The sequence below is a fragment of the Streptomyces sp. NBC_00075 genome, from assembly GCF_045041225.1.
GTDB classification, from domain to species: Bacteria; Actinomycetota; Actinomycetes; order Streptomycetales; family Streptomycetaceae; genus Streptomyces; species Streptomyces adonidis.
The window spans coordinates 9,481,673-9,501,202 of the sequence record NZ_CP108243.1; the positions used below are offsets into that span (position 1 = coordinate 9,481,673).

At 65.6% G+C, this 19,530-nt stretch carries 9 protein-coding genes and 3 rRNA genes; 8 read left to right on the forward strand and 4 right to left on the reverse strand.

Annotated elements, in window-relative coordinates; all coding sequences use genetic code 11:
- Nucleotide 1: 1 nt before the first annotated feature.
- Nucleotides 2-2,368 (reverse strand): TIM-barrel domain-containing protein, encoded by a 2,367-nt coding sequence (locus OG787_RS41550; protein WP_405538745.1) that lies wholly within the window; start codon nucleotides 2,366-2,368, stop codon nucleotides 2-4.
- A gap of 182 nt (nucleotides 2,369-2,550) precedes the next feature.
- Here OG787_RS41550 and OG787_RS41555 point away from each other — a divergent pair, with 182 nt between their 5' ends.
- On the forward strand, nucleotides 2,551-4,527 hold the full coding sequence (locus OG787_RS41555; protein WP_405538746.1) for an acetoacetate--CoA ligase: 1,977 nt from the start codon (nucleotides 2,551-2,553) through the stop codon (nucleotides 4,525-4,527).
- Nucleotides 4,528-4,547: 20 nt separating this feature from the next.
- On the opposite strand, the gene OG787_RS41560 is transcribed toward OG787_RS41555, so the two are convergent.
- On the reverse strand, nucleotides 4,548-5,867 hold the full coding sequence (locus OG787_RS41560; protein ID WP_405538747.1) for an aminotransferase class I/II-fold pyridoxal phosphate-dependent enzyme: 1,320 nt from the start codon (nucleotides 5,865-5,867) through the stop codon (nucleotides 4,548-4,550).
- Nucleotides 5,868-5,912: 45 nt separating this feature from the next.
- On the opposite strand from OG787_RS41560, the gene OG787_RS41565 reads away from it, so the two are divergent.
- Both OG787_RS41565 and OG787_RS41570 read left to right on the forward strand, forming a co-directional pair.
- On the forward strand, nucleotides 5,913-7,187 hold the full coding sequence (locus tag OG787_RS41565; RefSeq protein ID WP_405538749.1) for an MFS transporter: 1,275 nt from the start codon (nucleotides 5,913-5,915) through the stop codon (nucleotides 7,185-7,187).
- A gap of 22 nt (nucleotides 7,188-7,209) precedes the next feature.
- Complete coding sequence (locus OG787_RS41570) at nucleotides 7,210-8,103, forward strand: hypothetical protein (protein WP_369032122.1); 894 nt, start codon at nucleotides 7,210-7,212, stop codon at nucleotides 8,101-8,103.
- A 105-nt stretch (nucleotides 8,104-8,208) separates the two neighbouring features.
- Here OG787_RS41570 and ptsP read toward each other — a convergent pair whose 3' ends face one another.
- Nucleotides 8,209-9,879 carry a phosphoenolpyruvate--protein phosphotransferase gene (gene ptsP / locus OG787_RS41575; protein ID WP_369032123.1) on the reverse strand — a complete coding sequence of 557 codons (1,671 nt, stop codon included), beginning with the start codon at nucleotides 9,877-9,879 and terminating at the stop codon, nucleotides 8,209-8,211.
- 76 nt (nucleotides 9,880-9,955) lie between these two features.
- Nucleotides 9,956-10,405, reverse strand: coding sequence for a PTS glucose transporter subunit IIA (locus OG787_RS41580; RefSeq protein WP_369032124.1), 450 nt, complete (start codon nucleotides 10,403-10,405; stop codon nucleotides 9,956-9,958).
- A gap of 566 nt (nucleotides 10,406-10,971) precedes the next feature.
- Between OG787_RS41580 and OG787_RS41585 the strand changes: the two genes are divergently transcribed.
- From OG787_RS41585 to OG787_RS41605, 5 genes are all read left to right on the forward strand, one after another.
- Nucleotides 10,972-12,496 (forward strand): 16S ribosomal RNA (locus tag OG787_RS41585).
- Nucleotides 12,497-12,817: 321 nt separating this feature from the next.
- A 23S ribosomal RNA gene (locus tag OG787_RS41590) occupies nucleotides 12,818-15,940 on the forward strand.
- 92 nt (nucleotides 15,941-16,032) lie between these two features.
- Nucleotides 16,033-16,149: ribosomal RNA gene (gene rrf / locus OG787_RS41595) — 5S ribosomal RNA — on the forward strand.
- The 16S, 23S and 5S rRNA genes sit together here, the layout of an rRNA operon.
- 109 nt (nucleotides 16,150-16,258) lie before the next feature.
- On the forward strand, nucleotides 16,259-16,867 hold the full coding sequence (locus OG787_RS41600) for a CDP-alcohol phosphatidyltransferase family protein (RefSeq protein WP_369037525.1): 609 nt from the start codon (nucleotides 16,259-16,261) through the stop codon (nucleotides 16,865-16,867).
- Nucleotides 16,868-16,981: 114 nt separating this feature from the next.
- On the forward strand, nucleotides 16,982-19,477 hold the full coding sequence (locus tag OG787_RS41605) for a sugar phosphate nucleotidyltransferase (RefSeq protein WP_369037524.1): 2,496 nt from the start codon (nucleotides 16,982-16,984) through the stop codon (nucleotides 19,475-19,477).
- The last annotated feature ends 53 nt before the right edge of the window (nucleotides 19,478-19,530 follow it).

The following is a 19,530-nucleotide window of genomic DNA, read 5'->3' on the forward strand; positions in this document are numbered from 1 at the left end:
CTCAGCGCGCGGCGAGTCCCCGCACGCGCACGGGGTGGGACGGCTCGCTCACGCCGTCCTCCCCGTCCCGCTCGACGACCACTCGCCGCCCCTCCCAACGCGTGACGTACCGCTCGATGTCCGCCTCCTCCCACCCGTCCCCCTCGTCCGGCACCACCAGCCCGCCCCCGGTACGCCCGAGGGCGGGCGCCCACACCTCAAGCTCCAGGCCGCCGTCGGCGCCCCGCACGGGTACGACGGCTCCCGCGCGCGCGAGCACCGGAATCCGCGACAAAGGGGCGTCGACCAGCACCTGACAGGGCCCCTCGTACGCCTGCTCCGTCACCGTGTCGTACCACCGCCCGCGCGGCAGCTGCACCGAACGCCGGTCCGCACCCAGGTCGAGCACCGGCGCCACCAGAAGACAGTCACCCAGCAGAAAGGCGTCCTCGCAGTCCCGCAGCGCCCGGTCCTCCGGCGCCCCCCACCACAACGGCCGTACATAGGGTGCCCCCGTGCGCCGCGCCAGATGCGCCAGCGTCATGAAGTACGGCAGCAGACGCCGGCGTTCGACGAGCACCACGCGCGCGTGGGCCAGGACGTCCGCGCCGAACTCCCAGGGCTCCCTGCGCCCCGCCCGCAGACTCGCGTGCGTACGGAACAGCGGCAGATAGGCGCCCAGTTGGAACCACCGCAGATACAGCTCGGGCGACGGGCTTCCGTCGAAGCCGCCCACATCCGGACCCGAGTAGGGCACCCCGCACAGCCCGAGGCCCATGACCAGCGACAGTGATGCCCGCAGCCCCGGCCAGCCCGTCGCCACGTCCCCGGACCACGTCCCTCCGTAGCGCTGCATACCGGCCCACCCTGAGCGGGAGAATATGAACGGCCGCTCCTCGGGCGCCAGTTCGCGCAGCCCCTCGTAGGCGGCCCTGGACATGCACAGGGCGTACACGTTGTGCGCCTCACGATGGTCGCCACCGTGCCCCTCCAGCGCGTGGCGGGCCGAACGCGGCAGGGTCGACTCCCCGAAGGCGGTGAACGACGTGGGCTCGTTCATGTCGTGCCAGAAACCCGCGAACCCCTGCCCGAGCCGCTCCGCGTACATCCGGCCCCACCAGGCACGCACGCGCGCGTGCGTGAAGTCGGGGTAGACCGACTCCCCGGGCCACACGACTCCCCGGACGAGCTGCCCCGACGCGTCCCGTACGAACGCGTCCTCGGCGCTCCCGCTGTCGTACACGGCGTTGCCCGGCTCGGCCTTGATCGCCGGGTCGACGATCGACACCAGCCGGATCCCGTCGCGCCGCAGATCCTCGGCGAGGGCCGGCAACTTGGGGAACTGCTCCTGGTCGACGGTGAACGCCTGGTGCCCGTCGAAGTGGTCGATGTCGAGATGGACCGCGTCGAGCGGCAGATCGTGCTCCTGATAGCCCGCGACGATCCGTCGCACTCCCTGCTCGCCGCCGAAGCCCCAGCGCGCGTGGTGGTGGCCCAGCGCCCAGGAGGGCGGCACCGCGGGCGCACCCGTGAGCAGGGCCCAGGTGTGCAGCACGCGCGCGGGGGTGCCCACCATCATCCAGCAGCGCAGCGGCCCGCCGTCCATCCGCAGTTCGCACGTCCCGGCCCGGTCATGGCCGGAACCCGCGCCCTCCTCGCCCTCCCGCAGGGTCACCGTGCCGTCCCAGGAGGTGTCCTGGAACACCAGATGGGTCGCCGCGTCGGCCACCACCAACTGCACCGGCATGGTGATGTACAGCGGATCGTCGCCGGGACCGAAGGCCCGACCGGGATCCGTGTTCCACAGGCGGTACGTCCCATCGCGCAGCCGAAGTCCCGACGCGCGCCCGCCGAGCCCGAAGAACCGCGCGTCCGCGGCCACTTCGGAGCGCTGCATCCATCGGCTCGTGCCACCGCCCACGGGCTCCCACCAGCGGGGCGGCAGTTCCCGTCGCAGGCTCACCCCTCCGGGGGTGAGCACTTCCACCGCACCGTGCCGCGAGACCACGACCGTCACCCGCTCGGCCACGACCCGCCAGCCACCGTCCTTGTCCGGCTCCAGCGAGGCACGGGGATCCGGCTCCGGGCAGCGGCCCGTGAGCGCGTACGACGGCTCGGGACCGGCACCGTCCCAGCCCCAGAAGACCGCCCCGTTGACGGCGACGGTGATCCGCAGCTCGGCCCGCGCGAACCGGACGACACCACCACCGGGCCCCGGTGTCACGTCCCGCACGGCCCCCGGCACCCGCGCGCGCTCGGTACCCCGAGGCGGCAGCCCGGCGGCGTCGGCACGCCTGCTGCGCCACGCGGCCCGTACGGTACGCAGCCCGTGTGCCGCCCCCGCCGAACCGACCGCCTTCACCGAACGCACCAGGTCACGACTGTCCATGCTGTTCAGCCTGCCACTGACTTCGCCCGACATACGTTCCGTTCAGCATCCGTTCACCCCGGCAATGAGCACATCTTCATCTCCACGACACGACGCCCGCGAGGCGCACCCTGGTGTCGGAGTCGATCAGATGGCATGGTCCGTGTCAGCCGTGTCACGCGCACTGTTCCGGGAGCCGCCCCATGTCCACCACGAACCCCACGCCTCTCTGGCAGCCGGACCGAGAACGGGTCGCCCGGGCCAGGATCACCAAGTTCCAGGCCTGGGCGGCCGAACGACACGGAGCCCCCGCCGACGGCGGCTACGCGGCTCTGCACCGCTGGTCCGTGGACCGGCTCGACACGTTCTGGCAAGCCGTCACCGAGTGGTTCGACGTGGGCTTTTCGACGCCCTACGCGCGCGTGCTCGGCGATCGCTCGATGCCCGGCGCGGAATGGTTCCCCGGGGCGACCCTCAACTACGCCGAGCACGCCCTGCGGGCCGCGGACACCCGCGCGGACGAACCGGCCCTCCTGTACGTCGACGAGACCCACGAACCCCGCCCGGTGACCTGGTCCGAGCTGCGCCGCCAGGTCGGCTCCCTCGCCGCCGAGCTGCGTGACCTCGGAGTACGCCCAGGAGACCGCGTGAGCGGCTATCTCCCGAACGTTCCGCAAGCAGTGGTCGCCCTGCTCGCCACGGCCGCGGTGGGCGGCGTATGGACGTCCTGCGCCCCCGACTTCGGTGCGCGCAGCGTCCTCGACCGCTTCCAGCAGGTCGAACCGGTCGTGCTGTTCACCGTCGACGGCTACCGCTACGGCGGCAATGAGCACGACCGCCGCGACACGGTCGCCGAACTCCGCCGCGAACTGCCCACCCTGCGTGCCGTCGTCCACATCCCGCTGCTGGGCACCGAGGCCCCCGAAGGCGCGCTGGAATGGTCCGCCCTCACCTCCGCCGACGTGACACCCGCCTACGAACAGGTGGCCTTCGACCACCCCCTGTGGGTGCTCTACTCCTCGGGCACGACCGGCCTCCCCAAGGCCATCGTCCAGTCCCAGGGCGGCATCCTCGTCGAGCACCTCAAACAACTGGGCCTGCACTGCGACCTGGGGCCGGAGGACCGCTTCTTCTGGTACACCTCCACCGGCTGGATGATGTGGAACTTCCTCGTCTCCGGCCTCCTGACGGGGACGACGATCGTCCTGTACGACGGCAGCCCCGGCTACCCCGACACGGGCGCCCAGTGGCGGATCGCCGAACGCACGGGCGCGACCCTTTTCGGCACCTCGGCCGCGTACGTCATGGCCTGCCGCAAGGCCGACGTGCACCCGGCCCGGGATTTCGACCTCTCCAAGGTGCAGTGCGTCGCCACCACCGGATCACCGCTGCCCCCCGACGGATTCCGCTGGCTGCACGACGAGTTCGCGGAGAGCGGGGCCGCACTGTGGATCGCCTCGGTCAGCGGTGGCACGGACGTGTGCTCCTGCTTCGCAGGAGCCGTACCGACCCTTCCGGTGCACATCGGCGAACTCCAGGCGCCCGGACTGGGCACCGACCTCCAGTCCTGGGACCCGAGCGGAAAACCCCTCGTGGACGAGGTCGGCGAACTTGTGGTCACCAACCCCATGCCGTCCATGCCCATCCACTTCTGGAACGACCCCGACGGCAGCCGGTACCACGACAGCTACTTCGACACCTATCCCGGAGTCTGGCGCCACGGCGACTGGATCACCGTCACCTCGCGCGGCTCCGTGATCATCCACGGCCGTTCCGACTCCACGCTCAACCGCCAGGGCGTACGCATGGGATCGGCCGACATCTACGAAGCCGTCGAGCGACTCCCCGAGATCAAGGAATCCCTCGTCATCGGCGTGGAACAGCCCGACGGCGGCTATTGGATGCCGCTTTTCGTCCATCTCGCGCCCGGAGCCGTCCTCGACGAGGCCCTGCTGAACCGCATCAAACAGACCATCCGGGAACAGCTCTCCCCGCGCCATGTCCCCGACGAGGTCATCGAGGTCCCCGGAGTTCCGCACACCCTCACCGGCAAACGCATCGAGGTCCCGGTGAAGCGCCTTCTCCAGGGCAGTCCCCTGGAGAAGGCCGTCAACCCCGGCTCCATCGACAACCTCGACCTGCTGCGCTTCTACGAGGAACTGGCCCGCAAGCGCTCCTGACCGGCATTCGGGAACAGCGGTCAACCACCGTAGGTGGCCTCGGACTCGACCAGCACGGTTGCGAAGTCCGAGGCCAGCCGCACCGCGTCGGCCGGCTGGAGGTCAGCCACCGCGATCCGCACCGCGGGCCCGGACGCGAGCCGGAACCGCGCCCCGGCCGCGACCCACCAGCCGTACGACCGCAGCCCGTTCACCACGGCGGACTCGTCCGGCACGGGCACCCACACATTCATCCCGCTCGCCCCCTGAGCCGGGATCCCGTGCCGGCCCAGCTCCCGCAGCAGCGCGTTCCGCCGCAGCGAGTACGTCTCCCGCGCACTGGCGACCAACGCGCGCGTGCCGTCGTCCGTCATCAGCCCGTACACGGTCTCCTGGAGCAGATGGCTGACCCAGCCGGACGTCAGCAGCATCCGTCCGTCGTGCCGGGCCAGTGTGGTCGGGTCACAGGCCGCCGCGGCCCACCGCAGGTCGGTCCCGAGGAACTTGCTCACCGTACGGACGTGCACCCACCGGGCCAGACCGCCCGAGGTCAGCGTGTACAGGGGCGCGTCCGCTACGGCGGACGCGTGATCGTTCTCGACCACGAGGACCTCAGGTTCCTCCCGAAGCACCGCGACAAGCGCGTCCCTTCGCGCCGCCGAGAAACACCCCCCGCGCGGATTCTGCGCGCGCGGGCTGCACACAACGGCCCGTACGCCCGCCCGCAACGCCTCTCTCAGCGCTTCCGGAAGCAGCCCCTCGTCGTCCACGGCAACGGGGACGTTGCGCAGCCCCAACGCGGTCACCAGATCCAGCAGATGGTGGTAGCCGGGGTCCTCCATGGCCACCGCATCGCCGGGCCGCAACTCCACCGACAGCAGCCGCCCGATCAGATCCAGCGCCCCGTGGGCGAAGGCCACGTGGTCCGTCGGCACCCCGTCGGGCCCGAACCACTCCCGGACGACGTGTTCCAGACGAGTCAGCCGGGGTGTCGCGCGATGCGCGCGGGCACCAGGAGACAGGCGTGAGGGCGGCACCAACTGGGGGAGCAGATCGGGATCCGGGTGCCCGCCGGCCAAGTCGCGCAGTCCCTCCGGGACTTTGGGAGGCCGCCGTGAGGCAACCGCCGGAGCCGCCGCCACCACGGTCCCGCCCCGGCCGCGCGTGACCACGATCCCGCGCCGCTGTAGCTCCTTGTAAGCCGTCGCGACCGTCCCCGGACTCACCCCCAGTTCATCGGCGAGCCGACGCACCGGAGGCAGCGCGGCCCCCGGCCCCAACGACCCCTCGGACACGCCTCGTTCGACGGACGAGGCAATCCCCTTGGCCGTCGTACCACTGATCCCATATTGTGTTGCCACGTTGAAGATTATGTATCAGTACATAAATCGAAGCAAGGGGGAGACGTGAATCCACTGCGCCGCGCGTCAGCCTGGACCGACCGCGTCCCAGGATGCCTCGACGGCCGCAGAATGCTCCTGATCACCCTCGTCGACCGCGTCGGCAGCGGCCTGTGGGCATCCGTCTCCGTCCTGTACTTCACCTACGTCGCAGGCCTATCCATCGCCGAGGTCGGCACTCTCGTCGCCGCCGCGGGAGTCATCGGCATTGCCGGGGCACCCATGGGCGGCCGTCTCGCCGACCGCTTTCCGCTCACCCGCGTCCTGATCGCCGTCCAAGTGATGCGCGCCCTGGCCTCGTTCACCCTGCTCACGACCGACCACTACGCCGTGCTCCTCGCATGTACGGCCGTCGGCGGCTTCGGTGACCGCGCGTCGAGCGTCATCACGAAGCTCTACGCCACCCGCGTCGCCGGCCCGGACCGCGTCCGCTATCAGGCGGTCAACCGGACGGCAGCCAACGCGGGCTGGGCCCTGGGAGGCCTCACAGCCGCTGCGGCTCTGGCCCTCGGCACCGCCACGGCGTACCAATGGCTGCTCGTCGGCGACGCACTCTCGTTCGTCGCCACCGCGGCACTCACCCTCCGCTGCGCCGAACCCCCTTCGCCCTCCCGCACGGTAGCCACGTCCTCCGACCCCACGCCCACGACCAGACCGGCGAACCCCTGGCGCGATCGCACCTACCTCGCCTACGTCGCCACCGAGACCGTCCTCTTCCTCGACGACGCGGTCTTCAAGGTCGGCCTGCCCCTCTGGATCGCCCACACCGGCAACGCACCGACCGGCCTCGCCCCACTGCTGATGGTCCTCAACAACGTGATGGTGGTTGCCCTCCAAGTCCCCCTGGCCCGCTTCGGTGCCACCACCAAGGCCGCTCGTAGGCTCCTGCTCCCACTGTCCACGGTCTTCGCCCTGGGCGGCATCACCATGGCCCTCTCGGCAACCGGTACGACTGGCTCCGCGACGCTCTTCCTCACCGCCTCCGCCGCCGCCTTCACCCTGGCCGAGATGCTCCACGCCACCGTCTCCTGGGAACTCTCCGTCGCCCTCGCCTCCGACAGTGCCCAGGGCTCGTACCTCGGAGTCCATGGACTCGCCCAAGCCGTCCAACGCAGCATCGGTCCACTCGCCGTCACGGCGGCCATCGCCACCGGCCCCGTCGGCTGGACCTGCTTCGGCGCCGGCATCGCCGTGACCTGCGTGATCCAGCACCGCCTCGTCCGCGACCGCCTGACCCGAACCCGATTGTCAGTGGCTCCGGTTACTGTGAGTGAGCATTGATCGACTGCGCACAGGGGGAACCATGGCGAACACCAGGCACTCGACCATGCGGCGCGTTCTGCGCCGCGAAATCGCGGGCACCATCGGCCTGCTCACCGACGAGCACGACTTCCGGGCGATGCGGCGCTACCGCAGCTTCACCTTCGACAACCACAGGGCCTACCTCCGCGAGGTGGAAGCTCTCCTGAAGAGCCTTGCCGCCCAGGGCAACCACACCACCGTCGCACTCTTCGACCCCGAGGAGTACGCAGAGTTCTGCACCGCGACCGGCCTCGACCCGGACGCCCCGTCCAGCCGCACCCGCTTCACAGCGGAACTCGCGACCACGGGCCCCACCGTCCCGTACGACGGTCAGCCCCTCGCCGAACTCGTCCCGGACCTCGTCGACGAGGCCGTCCGACAGGCGACCTGGGAGTACGCCGCCACACTCCTGGCCCGCATCGGCGCCTGCGCATCCTGCGGCGAGGACATCGGCCACGCGGCCTTCGCCCGTGCCTCGAACCTTCTGGTCCGCATCCTCGACACCGCCCCGCAGGGAAACAGGCACCTCGTCTGCAGCGTCACGACACCAGCCGAAACACTGGTCGCCGTCCTCCACGCCGACGACGACAGCGAGGGCGCCACGGAACTCGACGAGGCCGAAGTCCTCGAGTTCACCACGGTCCTGGCCCTCGGCATCGCCTCCCAGAGTCCCGGAGGACTCGTCATGCGCACCACCGCACCCGGGACCACCGACCGCATCTACGGCTGGCGCCTGCGCGGAAACGGCGTCGAGCCCCTGACGGCCGGCGAGGTCTTCGACGCCTACTGCACCGACGCCGAATCAGGCGACCTCATCTCCCCGGAATCGGACGTCGACTACTGCACACCCCCCGACCTCGGAGGAGAGGAACCCACCACAGGCCACGCCCACTGAACGAACAACGGGCGAGGGGCGCCCCACCAGAAGTGGGACGCCCCTCGACGAGCCGACGATCTGCACCGGGCCGGTCTGTCCAACGACTCGGCGCCGGCCGCCCGCTCACTCGCCCGACAGCACCGCCTGAGCAGCGTCGCGCGCCTCTTCGGCGCTGTCCGCAGCCCGTGCCGCCGCAGCGGCCCGCTCGCACTGCGCCAGCGTGTACTTCGCCAGTGACGCCCGCACATAAGGAATCGAAGCCGCGCCCATGGAAAGAGAGGTGACACCCAGACCGGTCAGCACACACGCGAGCAACGGGTCCGACGCCGCCTCGCCACACACACCACAGCTCTTGCCCTCGGCCCGTGCCGCGTCGGCGGACAGCGCGACGAGGTCGAGCAGCGCGGGCTGCCACGGATCCTGCAAACGAGAGACCGCACCCACCTGACGGTCGGCGGCGAAGGTGTACTGCGCGAGGTCGTTGGTCCCCAAGGACAGGAACTCGACCTCCTGCAGGATCGAGCGCGCCCGCAGCGCGGCCGACGGGATCTCCACCATGGCACCGAACTTCGCCTGCAGCCCGGCCGCGCGGCACGCGTCCGCGAACGCCTTGGCGTCGGCTCGGTCCGCGACCATCGGGGCCATGACCTCGAGATAGACCGGCAGACCCTCCGCGGCCTTCGCGAGTGCCGTCAACTGTGTGTGCAGCACATCGGGGTGATCGAGCAGGGTCCGAAGACCTCGCACGCCCAGAGCCGGGTTCGGCTCGTCGGCCGGCGTCAGGAAGTCCAGCGGCTTGTCCGCACCCGCGTCGAGCACCCGTACGACGACACGCCCCTCGGGGAACGCTTCGAGGACCTGCCGGTACGCCTCGATCTGCTTCGCCTCGGACGGCGCGCTCTTGCTGTCGTCCAGGAACAGGAACTCGGTACGGAACAGACCGACACCCTCGGCCCCGGCCTCGACGGCAGCCGGTACGTCCGCAGGCCCGCCGACGTTCGCCAGCAGCGGCACCTTGTGACCGTCGGAGGTCGCGCCGGGCCCGGTCGAGGCAGCCAGCGCCGCCTTGCGCTGGGCCGCTGCCGCCTCCAACTGCGCCTTCTTCTCCGCACTGGGTTCCACGAAGATCTCGCCCGTGCTGCCGTCCACGGCGATCACCGTGCCCTCGGCCAGCTCACCCGCACCGGGCAACGCCACCACAGCGGGGACCCCGAGGGCCCGCGCCAGGATCGCGCTGTGGCTGGTCGGCCCGCCTTCCTCGGTGACGAAGCCGAGCACCAGAGTGGGGTCCAGCAGCGCCGTGTCGGCGGGCGCGAGGTCACGAGCAATCAGGACGTACGGCTCGTCGCTGTCGGGGACCCCGGGCATGGGCACTCCGAGCAGACGAGCGACGATACGATTCCGCACGTCGTCGAGGTCGGCCACGCGACCGGCGAGGTACTCCCCGGCACCCGCCAGCAGAGCGCGGTAGGCGGCGAACGCGTCGTACACAGCGCGCTCGGCCGTGCTCCCGACCGCTATTCGCCGCTCCACGTCTGCCATCAGGTCGGGATCCTGGGCCATCATGGCCTGCGCTTCGAGCACCGCCTGGGCTTCGCCGCCGGCCAGATTGCCGCGCGCATTCAGGTCCGCAGCCACAGCATCCACGGCCTGGCGGGCGCGCCCCTGTTCGCGCTCCGCGTCCTCGGCCGGAATCTGCTTCGCAGGCGGTTCGAGCACCGCCGTTCCCATGTGCCGAACCTCGCCGATCGCCACACCGTGGCTCACACCGACGCCTCGCAGCGTTGTCTCCATCTCACCCGTCTCCGTTAGTGCGGCGGGTCCCGCCGCCGCGGTGGTTTTCCTGCCTGCCGTCATCGTCCGGCTGACGTCACTGCCAACCGAAGAGGCTGTCGCCGGCCTTCACGGCGCCGTCTTCGACGAGATCGGAGAGGGAATCGGTGGTGGCCTCGAGCGCCACGATCGGGCACACCGGCGACTTGCCGGCAGCTTCGACGGCGGCAGGGTTCCAGCGCACCACGCTCTGACCACGCGTCACTGTGTCGCCCTTGTTGACGAGCAGTTCGAAGCCCTCGCCGTTGAGCTGCACGGTGTCGATACCAAGGTGGGTGAGCACACCGTGGCCTTCGTCGTCCACGACGACGAAGGCATGCGGGTGGAGCGAGACGATGACTCCGGAGACAGGGGCGACGGCCTCCGAAGGTTCACGCACGGGGTCGATCGCGGTGCCGGGGCCGACCATGGCTCCGGAGAAGACCGGATCCGGCACGGCGGCGAGTCCGATGGCACGCCCTGCAAGAGGGGACGTCACGGTGGTCAAGGGAAGCCTCCCGGGGTGGAGATTCATACCGGCCGTCACTGCCTGTCCCGGACGGCACACTGTTGAGCAGCGTATGTCATATGAAGTGCCGGTTCCGTGCGAGAGACGGCGGTTGACGTCCGTAGAGCACCACGCAATCGATTTGCGCGTGCTCCGAGCGCCCGTGTACAGTCGTACTCCTGCCTGAGGCCGAGTGACGTGATCAAGTGCCTTTGCCTGGCAGCACCCAACTTGTCAGATCCTATCCCGGGGTCTCGTTTTGCATGCCTGCTGAACGATGGTCAGGGAGACGGAAAAACACTGATAGAGTTTGGAACACCGAAGGGAAGCGCCCAGAGGAAAACCTGAGAGAAATTCTTGGGTGAGTACGAAGGAAGCGTCCGTTCCTTGAGAACTCAACAGCGTGCCAAAAATCAACGCCAGATATGTTGATACCCCGTCCATCACATTCGTGGTGGTCGAGGTTCCTTTGAAGTAATACAACACAGCGAGGACGCTGTGAACGGTCGGGCTTATTCCGCCTGACTGTTCCGCTCTCGTGGTGTCAACCGGATTACCGGTGAACATTCACGGAGAGTTTGATCCTGGCTCAGGACGAACGCTGGCGGCGTGCTTAACACATGCAAGTCGAACGATGAACCACTTCGGTGGGGATTAGTGGCGAACGGGTGAGTAACACGTGGGCAATCTGCCCTGCACTCTGGGACAAGCCCTGGAAACGGGGTCTAATACCGGATGATACTTCTGCTCGCATGGGTGGGGGTTGAAAGCTCCGGCGGTGCAGGATGAGCCCGCGGCCTATCAGCTTGTTGGTGAGGTAGTGGCTCACCAAGGCGACGACGGGTAGCCGGCCTGAGAGGGCGACCGGCCACACTGGGACTGAGACACGGCCCAGACTCCTACGGGAGGCAGCAGTGGGGAATATTGCACAATGGGCGCAAGCCTGATGCAGCGACGCCGCGTGAGGGATGACGGCCTTCGGGTTGTAAACCTCTTTCAGCAGGGAAGAAGCGCAAGTGACGGTACCTGCAGAAGAAGCGCCGGCTAACTACGTGCCAGCAGCCGCGGTAATACGTAGGGCGCAAGCGTTGTCCGGAATTATTGGGCGTAAAGAGCTCGTAGGCGGTCTGTCGCGTCGGATGTGAAAGCCCGGGGCTTAACCCCGGGTCTGCATTCGATACGGGCAGACTAGAGTGTGGTAGGGGAGATCGGAATTCCTGGTGTAGCGGTGAAATGCGCAGATATCAGGAGGAACACCGGTGGCGAAGGCGGATCTCTGGGCCATTACTGACGCTGAGGAGCGAAAGCGTGGGGAGCGAACAGGATTAGATACCCTGGTAGTCCACGCCGTAAACGGTGGGAACTAGGTGTTGGCGACATTCCACGTCGTCGGTGCCGCAGCTAACGCATTAAGTTCCCCGCCTGGGGAGTACGGCCGCAAGGCTAAAACTCAAAGGAATTGACGGGGGCCCGCACAAGCAGCGGAGCATGTGGCTTAATTCGACGCAACGCGAAGAACCTTACCAAGGCTTGACATACACCGGAAACGGCCAGAGATGGTCGCCCCCTTGTGGTCGGTGTACAGGTGGTGCATGGCTGTCGTCAGCTCGTGTCGTGAGATGTTGGGTTAAGTCCCGCAACGAGCGCAACCCTTGTTCTGTGTTGCCAGCAACCTCTTCGGAGGGTTGGGGACTCACAGGAGACTGCCGGGGTCAACTCGGAGGAAGGTGGGGACGACGTCAAGTCATCATGCCCCTTATGTCTTGGGCTGCACACGTGCTACAATGGCCGGTACAATGAGCTGCGATGCCGTGAGGCGGAGCGAATCTCAAAAAGCCGGTCTCAGTTCGGATTGGGGTCTGCAACTCGACCCCATGAAGTCGGAGTTGCTAGTAATCGCAGATCAGCATTGCTGCGGTGAATACGTTCCCGGGCCTTGTACACACCGCCCGTCACGTCACGAAAGTCGGTAACACCCGAAGCCGGTGGCCCAACCCGTAAGGGAGGGAGCTGTCGAAGGTGGGACTGGCGATTGGGACGAAGTCGTAACAAGGTAGCCGTACCGGAAGGTGCGGCTGGATCACCTCCTTTCTAAGGAGCATCTAGGCGCCAGCTCTTCGGAGTCGGCGTCCAGGGCCATTACGTCGGCACACGTTCGACGGTGGTTGCTCATGGGTGGAACGTTGATTATTCGGCCGGGTTCACGGGTCGGAGGCTTGCAAGTACTGCTCTCGCAAGAGGGCGTGGAAAGCATGATCTCCGGGCGGGACATGGTCGGGCACGCTGTTGGGTGTCTGAGGGTATGGCCGTTTGGCTGCCTTCAGTGCCGACCCCGGTAAAAATCCGCTCTGGTGGGTTGTGACGGGTGGTTGGTCGTTGTTTGAGAACTGCACAGTGGACGCGAGCATCTGTGGCCAAGTTTTTAAGGGCGCACGGTGGATGCCTTGGCACCAGGAACCGATGAAGGACGTGGGAGGCCACGATAGTCCCCGGGGAGTCGTCAACCAGGCTTTGATCCGGGGGTTTCCGAATGGGGAAACCCGGCAGTCGTCATGGGCTGTCACCCACATCTGAACACATAGGGTGTGTGGAGGGAACGCGGGGAAGTGAAACATCTCAGTACCCGCAGGAAGAGAAAACAACCGTGATTCCGGGAGTAGTGGCGAGCGAAACCGGATGAGGCCAAACCGTTTACGTGTGAGACCCGGCAGGGGTTGCGTATGCGGGGTTGTGGGATCTCTCTTTCACAGTCTGCCGGCTGTGAGGCGAGTCAGAAACCGTTGATGTAGGCGAAGGACATGCGAAAGGTCCGGCGTAGAGGGTAAGACCCCCGTAGTCGAAACATTGACGGCTCGTTTGAGAGACACCCAAGTAGCACGGGGCCCGAGAAATCCCGTGTGAATCTGGCGGGACCACCCGTTAAGCCTAAATATTCCCTGGTGACCGATAGCGGATAGTACCGTGAGGGAATGGTGAAAAGTACCGCGGGAGCGGAGTGAAATAGTACCTGAAACCGTGTGCCTACAAGCCGTGGGAGCGTCGCGCATTGAGTTTACTCAGTGCGTCGTGACTGCGTGCCTTTTGAAGAATGAGCCTGCGAGTTTGCGGTGTGTTGCGAGGTTAACCCGTGTGGGGAAGCCGTAGCGAAAGCGAGTCCGAATAGGGCGTTTTAGTAGCGCGCTCAAGACCCGAAGCGGAGTGATCTAGCCATGGGCAGGTTGAAGCGGAGGTAAGACTTCGTGGAGGACCGAACCCACCAGGGTTGAAAACCTGGGGGATGACCTGTGGTTAGGGGTGAAAGGCCAATCAAACTCCGTGATAGCTGGTTCTCCCCGAAATGCATTTAGGTGCAGCGTCGTGTGTTTCTTGCCGGAGGTAGAGCACTGGATAGGCGATGGGCCCTACCGGGTTACTGACCTTAGCCAAACTCCGAATGCCGGTAAGTGAGAGCGCGGCAGTGAGACTGTGGGGGATAAGCTCCATGGTCGAGAGGGAAACAGCCCAGAGCATCGACTAAGGCCCCTAAGCGTACGCTAAGTGGGAAAGGATGTGGAGTCGCAGAGACAACCAGGAGGTTGGCTTAGAAGCAGCCACCCTTGAAAGAGTGCGTAATAGCTCACTGGTCTAGTGATTCCGCGCCGACAATGTAGCGGGGCTCAAGCGTACCGCCGAAGTCGTGTCATTGCAGCAGAAGCCCCAACGGGTGTTGTGATGGGTAGGGGAGCGTCGTATGCCGGGTGAAGCGGCGGCGGAAGCCAGTCGTGGACGGTTTACGAGTGAGAATGCAGGCATGAGTAGCGATACACACGTGGGAAACGTGTGCGCCGATTGACTAAGGGTTCCTGGGTCAAGCTGATCTGCCCAGGGTAAGTCGGGACCTAAGGCGAGGCCGACAGGCGTAGTCGATGGATAACCGGTTGATATTCCGGTACCCGCTGTGAAGCGTCAAACATCGAACCAGGCGATGCTAAGTCCGTGAAGCCGTTCCGGACCCTTCGGGGAATGGAAAGTGGTGGAGCCGGCGAACCAGATCTGTAGTAGGTGAGTGATGGGGTGACGCAGGAAGGTAGTCCATCCCGGGCGGTGGTTGTCCCGGGGTAAGGGTGTAGGCCGTGCGATAGGCAAATCCGTCGCACATTAAGGCTGAGACCTGATGCCGAGCCGATTGTGGTGAAGTGGATGATCCTATGCTGTCGAGAAAAGCCTCTAGCGAGTTTCATGGCGGCCCGTACCCTAAACCGACTCAGGTGGTCAGGTAGAGAATACCGAGGCGTTCGGGTGAACTATGGTTAAGGAACTCGGCAAAATGCCCCCGTAACTTCGGGAGAAGGGGGCCATCACCGGTGATTGAATTTACTTCATGAGCTGGGGGTGGCCGCAGAGACCAGCGAGAAGCGACTGTTTACTAAAAACACAGGTCCGTGCGAAGCCGTAAGGCGATGTATACGGACTGACGCCTGCCCGGTGCTGGAACGTTAAGGGGACCGGTTAGTCACTCTTCGGGGTGGCGAAGCTGAGAACTTAAGCGCCAGTAAACGGCGGTGGTAACTATAACCATCCTAAGGTAGCGAAATTCCTTGTCGGGTAAGTTCCGACCTGCACGAATGGCGTAACGACTTCTCGACTGTCTCAACCATAGGCCCGGTGAAATTGCACTACGAGTAAAGATGCTCGTTTCGCGCAGCAGGACGGAAAGACCCCGGGACCTTTACTACAGTTTGATATTGGTGTTCGGTTCGGCTTGTGTAGGATAGCTGGGAGACTTTGATCATCGGACGCCAGTTCGGTGGGAGTCGTCGTTGAAATACCAGTCTGGTCGTGCTGGATGTCTAACCTGGGTCCGTGATCCGGATCAGGGACAGTGTCTGATGGGTAGTTTAACTGGGGCGGTTGCCTCCTAAAGAGTAACGGAGGCGCCCAAAGGTTCCCTCAGCCTGGTTGGCAATCAGGTGTTGAGTGTAAGTGCACAAGGGAGCTTGACTGTGAGACCGACGGGTCGAGCAGGGACGAAAGTCGGGACTAGTGATCCGGCGGTGGCTTGTGGAAGCGCCGTCGCTCAACGGATAAAAGGTACCCCGGGGATAACAGGCTGATCTTCCCCAAGAGTCCATATCGACGGGATGGTTTGGCACCTCGATGTCGGCTCGTCGCATCCTGGGGCTGGAGTCGGTCCCAAGGGTTGGGCTGTTCGCCCATTAAAGCGGTACGCGAGCTGGGTTTAGAACGTCGTGAGACAGTTCGGTCCCTATCCGCTGCGCGCGCAGGAACATTGTGAAGGGCTGTCCCTAGTACGAGAGGACCGGGACGGACGAACCTCTGGTGTGCCAGTTGTTCTGCCAAGGGCATGGCTGGTTGGCTACGTTCGGGAGGGATAACCGCTGAAAGCATCTAAGCGGGAAGCCTGCTTCGAGATGAGTGTTCCCACCCCCTTTGAGGGGTTAAGGCTCCCAGTAGACGACTGGGTTGATAGGCCAGATCTGGAAGCCCGGTAACGGGTGGAGGTGACTGGTACTAATAGGCCGAGGGCTTGTCCTCAGTTGCTCGCGTCCACTGTGTTGGTTCTGAAACCACGAACAACCCCACACCCAGGTCACGGGTGATGGTGCGGTTGATGTGTTTCACCGTGTTTCGGTGGTCATAGCGTGAGGGAAACGCCCGGTTACATTCCGAACCCGGAAGCTAAGCCTTACAGCGCCGATGGTACTGCAGGGGGGACCCTGTGGGAGAGTAGGACACCGCCGAACTCCTTTTATAGCTCCGGCTCTTGGGCACACTGCCCGAGAGCCGGAGCTTTTTTGCGTTGAGGTAGGGTCAGGGGGCATCGTTGGCTCATTTCCCACAGGAGGCCCCCGGGTGGAGGTCCAGGAGACCCGCGTCCAGACAGACCGGGTCCTCACCATCCCGAACATCCTCAGCATGGCGCGCCTTGTCGGTGTGCCCGTCTTTCTGTGGCTGATCCTTCGACCCGAGTTCGGTGGTCCGAAGAGCGACGGCTGGGCGCTCCTCGTACTGATGCTGAGCGGGGTCAGTGACTATCTGGACGGCAAGCTCGCACGGCGCTGGAACCAGATCAGCAGTCTTGGCCGGCTCCTCGATCCCGCGGCCGACCGGCTCTACATTCTCTCGACTCTGGTCGGTCTGACCTGGCGCGAGATTCTGCCGATCTGGTTGACCGCTGCACTGCTGGCGCGAGAGCTGGTTCTGTTGGTGATGGTGGGTATCCTCAGGCGTCACGGGTATCCGCCGCCGCAGGTGAACTTCCTGGGGAAGGCCGCTACCTTCAACTTGATGTATGCCTTCCCGTTGCTTCTGCTCAGTGACGGAAGTGGGTGGCTCTCGTCACTCGCTGCTATTTTCGGATGGGCGTTCGCAGGATGGGGTACAACGCTCTACTGGTGGGCAGGAGTCCTCTACGTGGTACAAGTCCGCCGACTGGTTCGTGCGGACGCCATGGCCGATTGAGCTCGCCGGTTGGGCAGCTGTAGTGGCTCGATGGCCCGCGTCGGCAAAGTGCGGGACAATCTGGACGGGTGAAGTCGGCTAGACCGTCGTCTCTTCAAGGAGGACGCTTCCGACATGAAGGCCGTCGTGATGGCCGGAGGCGAAGGCACACGCCTTCGTCCAATGACCTCAAGCATGCCCAAGCCGCTCCTGCCAGTGGCCAATCGGCCGATCATGGAGCATGTGCTTCGGCTGCTCAAAAGGCATGGGCTCAACGAGACAGTCGTTACTGTCCAGTTCCTCGCCTCACTCGTCAAGAACTACTTCGGTGACGGCGAGGAGCTCGGGATGGAGCTGACCTATGCCAATGAGGAGAAGCCACTCGGTACCGCCGGAAGCGTCAAGAACGCCGAAGAGGCGTTGAAGGATGACACTTTCCTTGTCATCTCCGGTGATGCCCTGACCGACTTCGACCTCACCGAGCTGATCAATTTCCACAAGGAAAAGGGTGCGCTCGTCACTGTCTGCCTGACGAGGGTGCCGAATCCACTGGAATTCGGTATCACCATCGTCGACGAGGAGGGCAAGGTCGAGCGCTTCCTCGAGAAGCCGACCTGGGGACAGGTCTTCTCCGACACCGTGAACACCGGTATCTACGTCATGGAGCCCGAGGTCTTCGACTACGTCGAGGCCGATGTCTCCGTCGACTGGTCCGGTGATGTCTTCCCCCAGCTGATGAAGGAAGGGCGGCTGGTCTACGGCTACATCGCCGAGGGCTACTGGGAGGACGTCGGTACGCACGAGAGCTATGTGAAGGCGCAGGCCGACGTCCTGGAGGGCAAGGTCGACGTCGAACTGGACGGCTTCGAGATCTCGCCCGGAGTGTGGGTCGCGGAGGGTGCCGAGGTGCATCCCGATGCCGTGCTCCGAGGGCCCCTCTATATCGGGGACTACGCCAAGGTCGAGGCCGGCGTGGAAATCCGCGAGCACACCGTTGTCGGCTCGAACGTCGTCGTGAAGAGCGGGGCCTTTCTGCACAAGGCCGTGGTGCATGACAACGTGTACATCGGCCAGCACTGCAATCTGCGCGGCTGTGTGATCGGGAAGAACACCGACATCATGCGCGCGGCTCGGATCGAGGACGGGGCGGTCATCGGCGACGAGTGTCTCGTCGGTGAAGAATCGATCATCCAGGGGAACGTGCGCGTTTACCCGTTCAAGACGATCGAGGCCGGCGCCTTCGTCAACACCTCGGTGATCTGGGAATCCAGGGGACAGGCGCATCTCTTCGGCGCCCGTGGAGTCTCCGGAATCCTCAACGTGGAGATCACGCCCGAGCTGGCGGTGAGACTGGCGGGTGCCTACGCGACCACTTTGAAGAAGGGGTCCACCGTCACCACCGCCCGCGACCACTCCCGTGGTGCCCGTGCGCTGAAACGGGCCGTCATCTCCGCACTCCAGGCCAGCGCCATCGACGTACGGGACCTGGAGAACGTACCGCTGCCGGTGGCGCGGCAGCAGACCGCTCGCGGGAGTGCCGGCGGGATCATGATCCGGACTACGCCCGGGGTGCCTGATTCCGTCGACATCATGTTCTTCGACGGGCAGGGTGCCGACCTTTCGCAGGCCAGTCAGCGGAAGCTCGACCGGGTGTTCGCGCGGCAGGAATACCGGCGGGCGTTCCCCGGGGAGATCGGGGATCTGCATTTCCCGGCCAGTGTGTTCGACTCGTACACCGGGTCGTTGCTGCGGAATGTCGATACGACCGGGATCGCCGAGTCCGGGCTCAAGGTTGTCGTCGACGCGTCCAACGGCAGTGCGGGGCTTGTGCTGCCCAGTCTGCTCGGGAAGCTCGGTGTCGATTCGCTGACCATCAATCCCGGTCTCGACGAGTCCAGGCCGACGGAGTCCGCGGACACCCGGCGGTCCGGGATGGTGCGGCTCGGGGAGATCGTGGCGTCGGCGCGGGCCGCCTTCGGAGTGCGATTCGACCCCGTGGGTGAGCGGCTTTCGCTCGTCGACGAGAAGGGGCGGATCATCGAGGACGACCGGGCGCTGCTCGTCATGCTGGATCTGGTGGCCGCAGAACGCCGTAGTGGGCGGGTGGCGCTGCCGGTGACCACTACCCGTATCGCCGAGCAGGTGGCCGCCTATCACGGGACCCAGGTCGAGTGGACGACCACGTCGCCCGACGATCTGACCCGGGTCGGGCGCGATGAGTCGACCATCTTCGGCGGGGACGGGCGCGGTGGGTTCATCGTGCCGGAGTTCAGCAGTGTGTTCGACGGATCGGCAGCCTTCGTACGGCTTATCGGGCTGGTCGCGCGGACGCAGCTCACGCTCAGCCAGATCGATGCCAGGATTCCGCGGGCGCATGTCCTGAAGCGGGATCTGGCGACTCCCTGGGCCGTCAAGGGACTTGTCATGCGGCGGGTTGTCGAGGCGGCCGGAGAGCGGTTCGTCGACACGACCGACGGGGTGCGAGTGGTCGAGACCGACGGGCGGTGGGTGATGGTTCTGCCCGACCCGGCGGAAGCCGTCACGCATTTGTGGGCCGAAGGGCCTGACGACGCCTCCGCTCAGGCGCTGCTCGACGAGTGGGCCACCGTTGTGGACGGCGCCGGTCGCTGAATCGAGGTCCACGCGCGCGTGCCGGACAGGAGCCCCCAATGGGGCCTGTCCGG

Excerpts from the sequence above, each read along its gene's own strand:
- ptsP (WP_369032123.1), bottom strand. The coding sequence starts at position 9,879 with ATGGAGACAACGCTGCGAGGCGTCGGTGTGAGCCACGGTGTGGCGATC.
- OG787_RS41555 (WP_405538746.1), top strand. The coding sequence starts at position 2,551 with ATGTCCACCACGAACCCCACGCCTCTCTGGCAGCCGGACCGAGAACGG.
- OG787_RS41550 (WP_405538745.1), bottom strand. The coding sequence starts at position 2,368 with ATGGACAGTCGTGACCTGGTGCGTTCGGTGAAGGCGGTCGGTTCGGCG.
- OG787_RS41570 (WP_369032122.1), top strand. The coding sequence starts at position 7,210 with ATGGCGAACACCAGGCACTCGACCATGCGGCGCGTTCTGCGCCGCGAA.
- OG787_RS41605 (WP_369037524.1), top strand. The coding sequence starts at position 16,982 with ATGAAGGCCGTCGTGATGGCCGGAGGCGAAGGCACACGCCTTCGTCCA.